Source organism: Leptospira soteropolitanensis, assembly GCF_026151655.1.
GTDB classification, from domain to species: Bacteria; Spirochaetota; Leptospiria; order Leptospirales; family Leptospiraceae; genus Leptospira_A; species Leptospira_A soteropolitanensis.
On record NZ_JAMQPN010000020.1, the window covers coordinates 1 to 5,981 of the forward strand.

6 protein-coding genes are annotated in these 5,981 nt (G+C 33.5%); all 6 read left to right on the top strand.

Annotated features, from left to right (window positions below; genetic code table 11):
* The first annotated feature begins 119 nt into the window (after window positions 1-119).
* The 6 genes from yhdJ to ND811_RS18655 all read left to right on the top strand — a co-directional run bounded on the left by yhdJ (window position 120) and on the right by ND811_RS18655 (window position 5,857).
* Window positions 120-977: an adenine-specific DNA-methyltransferase gene (gene yhdJ, locus ND811_RS18630; RefSeq protein WP_265353463.1), complete on the top strand. Its 858-nt coding sequence runs from the start codon at window positions 120-122 to the stop codon at window positions 975-977.
* Window positions 974-2,089, top strand: a complete 1,116-nt coding sequence (locus tag ND811_RS18635; RefSeq protein WP_265353462.1) for a restriction endonuclease — start codon at window positions 974-976, stop codon at window positions 2,087-2,089. The genes yhdJ and ND811_RS18635 overlap by 4 nt, the downstream gene beginning before the upstream one ends.
* A 279-nt stretch (window positions 2,090-2,368) precedes the next feature.
* On the top strand, window positions 2,369-3,406 hold the full coding sequence (locus ND811_RS18640; protein ID WP_265353461.1) for a hypothetical protein: 1,038 nt from the start codon (window positions 2,369-2,371) through the stop codon (window positions 3,404-3,406).
* Between the two features lie 881 nt (window positions 3,407-4,287).
* Window positions 4,288-4,494: a type II toxin-antitoxin system RelE/ParE family toxin gene (locus ND811_RS18645; RefSeq protein ID WP_265353465.1), complete on the top strand. Its 207-nt coding sequence runs from the start codon at window positions 4,288-4,290 to the stop codon at window positions 4,492-4,494.
* An 11-nt stretch (window positions 4,495-4,505) separates the two neighbouring features.
* A complete protein-coding gene (locus ND811_RS18650) occupies window positions 4,506-4,811 on the top strand; it encodes a HigA family addiction module antitoxin (protein ID WP_012389218.1) in 306 nt (101 codons plus the stop codon).
* A 221-nt stretch (window positions 4,812-5,032) separates the two neighbouring features.
* Window positions 5,033-5,857: a hypothetical protein gene (locus tag ND811_RS18655; protein ID WP_265353460.1), complete on the top strand. Its 825-nt coding sequence runs from the start codon at window positions 5,033-5,035 to the stop codon at window positions 5,855-5,857.
* Window positions 5,858-5,981 lie beyond the last annotated feature (124 nt).

Sequence of the window (5,981 nt, forward strand, 5' to 3'; positions counted from 1 at the left end):
ACGCCATGCCTCAAAAGTAAATCAACGGCTGAACTATGGTCAAGAAAAGTAAGATAATGATATTTTTTGATCTAAATTGAGTGTTGCAGAATTTCAGAAGGATAGTATTATGTCCTATTATGGATGTTTTTCAGTCTGATGGTCATAAAATTATCCAAGGGGATGCAATTATTGCTCTCGATTCATATATTGAAGATAATTCTATCGATTTAATCTTTGCTGATCCACCATATAATATTGGAAAAAATTTCAATGGATTAAGAGATAAATGGGACTCTGATAATGAATATTTAACGTGGTGTTACCAGTGGTTGGATTTATGTATAAAAAAATTAAAACCAACAGGATCTTTCTACGTAATGACATCTACCCAATTTATGCCCTATTTCGACATTTATTTACGCGAAAAAATTAACATCTTGTCTAGGATAATTTGGAGCTATGATAGTTCGGGTGTCCAAGCTAAAAAATTTTATGGATCAATGTATGAACCAATCTTATTTTGTGTAAAAGATAAAGAAAATTATACCTTTAACGCAAATGATATTCTCGTAGAGGCGAAAACAGGATCTAAACGAAAATTAATTGATTATAGAAAAAAAATTCCAACTGTCTATAGTTCTGAAAAGGTTCCAGGTAATGTATGGGAATTTCCTAGAGTACGATACCGAATGGATGAATATGAAAATCATCCAACTCAAAAACCAATAGCTTTATTGGATAGGATAGTAAAAGCAAGTTCTAATTCTAATGATACGATTTTGGATCCTTTCTCCGGCACATTTACTACATCATTTGTGGCAAAATCTTTAAATCGGAAAAGTATAGGCATAGAAATTAACAGAGAATACGCAAAAATTGGATTAAGAAGACTGAATATTATACAGGAACTTGATGGAATTCAATTGGAAAAAGAGAAAAGAAGTTTCGAAAATAAGAAATTAGAACCAACTTTGCCTTCATTATTTAATCAATGACCACTGAACCACAATTTTCAGAAAAGATTCAAGAAATTCTTGATAAATATTTCAATGATGACGCGCAAACAATATTTAACTCAAGCGATTTACTTAAATACATAACCAACAAGACAAAATCTGCTAACAGCGGATCTAAATCAAGATCTAGTTTTGGTAATTTATATGCTATTTATGTGCTATTGGAAGATTATAAATTAAAAGGATTTATTGAAAATCCCAATTATTCTAAATACGAAGGAGCAACTTTTGGTGATCTTTTCTCAAGACAAAGGGAACTCCCGTTTGGTTCTAAACTTCAAAATCATGCTTTAAATCATCGCTTAAATGAAGAATTCAGGAAATTTTTTCCCACCACCGAATATATCCCTATCGTTAGAGATCTTAAAAAAAATCGTTATTGGTTTAACGAAAATTTAATCATTGTAAAGGTTAAAAAGAAAAATTTCAATCTTTGCGAAGCAATTTTAGAAATCATAGAAGAATATATAAAATCTAAAAAAGATTCTTTCGATAAATTCATAGAAGCTTGCGAAACATTAAAAACGATAATTGATCACGATAAGGAATCTGCACAAACATTTATACTCTCTTTACTTTCCCCTAATTCTGACGCACGATTATTTGAAATTGTAAGTTATTCTATTCTAAAATATTTTTATCTAGATCAAAAACTATATTGGGGATTTGATACCACTTCATTAAACGAAGATTACTTAAAATTATACAAAACGGGGAGAACAAATGCAAATGATGGTGGAATAGATTTTGTAATGAAACCGTTGGGAAGGTTCTTTCAAGTAACCGAAACCGTTGAGGTTACAAAATACTTTTTAGATATTGATAAAATAGAGCGCTATCCTATAACGTTTGTGATAAAATCCATGGAAAGTTCTGAATTACTACGTAATAAGCTGGAACTTGATGCACATAAAAAATATGGCATTGATGTGGTTGTTCATAGCTATATGATGTGCATTGAAGAAATAATCAATATTCCAAATTTAATTGAAATATTTGATTCTTCCACCAGAGCAGGCCATCTAAATTCTATTTTAGATGAAATAATAATCCAATCAAAAGTCGAATTCAACTATGATACAGAAAATTAGAATCTAGTACTGAGGCACGGCGTATAACAGCGCCTTAACGCTTCGCTTCGGGACAAGCCCTCGCTCGGGCTACGCCAAATTCCCCTTCTGGCATTCGCCTTGCTTACGCAAGCTACATGCCAGTCCCTAACGTCCCGTTCCGGGACTCAGGGTCGGGGAACTTCGTTAAGGCTATTTCGTTATCTGCAATGCCGCAAAATCATAAAAAATAAACAAAAAATGGAACACTATTAGATGGAGATACCGGCTTTTAATACTTACTTTCCTTCAGAAGATATAATGAATGCCGAACAATCGGAATTTTACAAAAGAGTAGAACAATCATTAATAAAAGGTGAGTATATTGACATTGCAGGAAATATAAGTTACGTATTTCTTTTCTTATATAAATTAATTTCAAGGTGGAATAAACTAGGTTTTGAAAATCTCAGTGAATATTTAATATATTTATCTGAAATCTACGCCCATGAAAATAAATTATCAGAGTATTGTTTATTATGGGCACATGATTGTTTGCTTGGTTTAAAAAAATATGAAATTTATTTAGAAAAAACTGAACCTAAATTACCATACGGAACAGCTACACACATATCAAACCTACGTCTTAACATACAAAAGAAAATTGGTCTAGAAGCAAACCCAATTGATATACTTTTAATGGTTGGAGGTAGAAAAAGTAAATTTATAGTTAATAATGAAGCTCTATACAAAGATAAATGTAGAGAAATTTTTTCTAAATTTCCAAAAGATAATGAAAATTGGTTTCTTTTATTTGATAGTTGGAATATAGAAAACAAACTTTACCCACATCTACTCTTTAGTGGTGCGGTGATCCCAAAAAATCCAGAAATGGATTTTAAGATAGAGGCTTTCTACTCTGCATATGGTAAATTAGATCAAATAAAAAATCTCTCTAAGGAGGCAGAAAACCTAGCAAGAAAAGAAATGGGTGTTCCACTTATAGGCGAAGGTTGGATTTCCGAAACTGAATTATTCAGAAAACTAGAATTAGAATTTCCTATTACTAAAGTAATTCAACATGGTCAACCTGACTGGTTAGGAAGACAACATTTCGATATTTGGTTCCCCAACTGGAAAATAGCTGTTGAATACCATGGGAAACAACATTTTGAACCTGTTGAATTTTTTGGTGGCGCAAGTAATTTTGACAAAACAGTTGAAAGAGATCTAAGAAAAGCAGAAATTGCAAGAAAGAATAAAGTTCACTTAATTATAGTTAAAGAAAATTATGATCTTCAATTATTAATAACAGAAATTAAAAATATCTCAAACCGAAGAATATCAGCTCCAAGCTAATAGAATAATCTAAAATTTATATAGCGGCACAGCAGATAACAGCGACTTACCGCTACGCTTCGGCACAAGGCCTCGCTCGGCCTACGGCAAATTCCCCTTCTGGCATTCGCCTTGCTTACGCAAGCTACATGCCAGTCCCTAACGTCCCGACGGGACTCAGGGTCGGGGAACTTCGGTAAGTCTAGTTCGTTAATTGCAATAGGTTAAATCATACAAAAAATGCGCGCGAAAATTTTCTTTAGAGAGGGTTGAGGAATTAATATATTACTGCCTTTTTGTAGTGGAAACTCTCTTCAAAGATTCTTTTATTAAACTGTGATTTGCTAAAGATTTATATTTTTCCATTAAACGAAAAAAGATGAGTTTCTAATTCGCTAAGTCCAATCTAGATTTATAAGAAAAGAAAGATTCGGATCGAAAATTTTCGCGCTTGATGAGATTTCCCTTTCGACTAATATCTATTTCAATAGAAACCTACTGCAATTAACATCCGCTTACCGCTACGCTTCGGCACTTACGGCCTCGCTCGGTCTCTGACACATTCCTCTCCGGCACGCTTTTTTGCCTCCGCAAATATCGCGCCGACGCTAACGCCTCATACTGAGGCTCAGCTACGAGGAACGTCGGTAAGCTTTTTCGTTATGCGACATGCTTGGAAATAAACTTTTGAATCCCAAATCAGTTTGAAATAAAATATTGGAAATCCAAAAAAAGTCTGCTCTTAAGGAAACTTCATTGAATTAAAAATCTCAGAATTCCCTGTAATAGTATTTGACGCTAGTATCTCAATACACCAGCATTGACTAGTGATAAAATCCTTCAGAGACAAAGAAACTGAAGCTATTTGGAATGGTGCTCTATCTAAAAAATTCCCTTAGGATATTCAAAGAACCGCTAGAAGGAAAATGATACATATCGATAGTGCTAAAAATCTAGAAGATTTAAAAACACCACCGGGAAACAGACTTCATCAACTTACTGATGACCGAGCTGGACAACATTCAATAAGTATCAATATGAAATATAGAATCTGTTTTCATTGGAATAACGGTTCTGTCGAAAATGTTGAAATTGTAGATTATCATTAAGGAGATTCTGTATGAATAAAGAACTTATGAACATTCATCCTGGCGAAATTCTCTTAGAAGACTTTCTTAAACCTATGGAATTATCCGCTTATAAACTTGCACAAAGTACTCTTATTGATCAAAAAAGAATTAGTGAAATTATTCATGGAAAAAGAGCAATTACTGCTGATACGGCTCTGAGATTCTCTAAATTCTTCGGAAATTCTCCTGAGTTCTGGCTCTCTATTCAAGCTCATTATGATCTAGAAATCAAGCAATTTGAATTGAAAAACGAGTTAAGAGCAATTAAGAAATACAAAGAACTCAAAGCCAGTTAAATCCAAGCACGTCGCATAACAGCGACTTACCGCTACGCTTCGGCACTAGGCCTCGCTCGGGCTACGCCAAATTCCCCTTCTGGCATTCGCCTTGCGTTCGCAAGCTACATGCCAGTCCCTAACGTCCCGTCCGGGACTCAGGGTCGGGGAACGTCGTTAATACTAGTTCGTTATGCGACATGCATTAAATAAAATGAAAAAAATTAATAGGAAAATATCTTATGAAATACGCTTTAATTTCAATTCTTCTATTACTTAATGATTTTGGTTTTTTATATGCACAAAATAAATCCGATCTCAAAAATTTCAATATTCTCAAATCATATTTTACTCCAGATAATAAACACAGACTAGAATTTTTAAAACATAACTTTTATGATGAACGATGTACTGAAAATTTCCCAGTTTCCTTAAACAGAGATATTGGAATTTGCCAATTGAGATTATACGATAACATTGAAAATAAACTGATATTACAAATTATTGCTGGTGATGAAAAAAAGAAGAATTTTAAAAAATGTCCGAATCACCAATTCCCTCTTGCTTTAGCTTATGGGTTTCATGCAATTACTAATAACAGCATTCAATTCTTTACTGAACTTGGATGGTTTGGAGTTGATGATAGGAACCTAACGTATAGCGAATTCAATTGGCAAACTTGCGAAACTAAAAAATTATGGAAGTATTCCCAATTGCATTGTCCGTCTTATTGTGATTTTACAACATTCCTTTCAATCGAAAATGAAATTTACGTTTTCTACTTCAATCGTATTTCCAATACAATCGACGGTGAAAAAACAATTGAAACAGATCCGAATTTTTCAGAAAATCAATTATTTGAACTATTTTTTAATAATGGAAGTGATTTCCCTATTTTAAAAAAGAATGTTTCAAAATCTGTTCTGAAAATACCATTACAAAAATATGATGATCCCGAGAGTCTCTCTATCGGTACTTACCCAAAATACCCTAATATAAATATTTACATAAATGATAGATTATATCTTTTCAATTTTAAACATCTAATACTTATAAGGATGAAGTAATGCACGTCGCATAACAGCGACTTACCGCTACGCTTCGGCACAAGGCCTCGCTCGGCCTACGGCAAATTCCCCTTCTGGCATTCGCCTTGCTTACGCAAGCTACATGCCAGTCCCTAACGTCCCG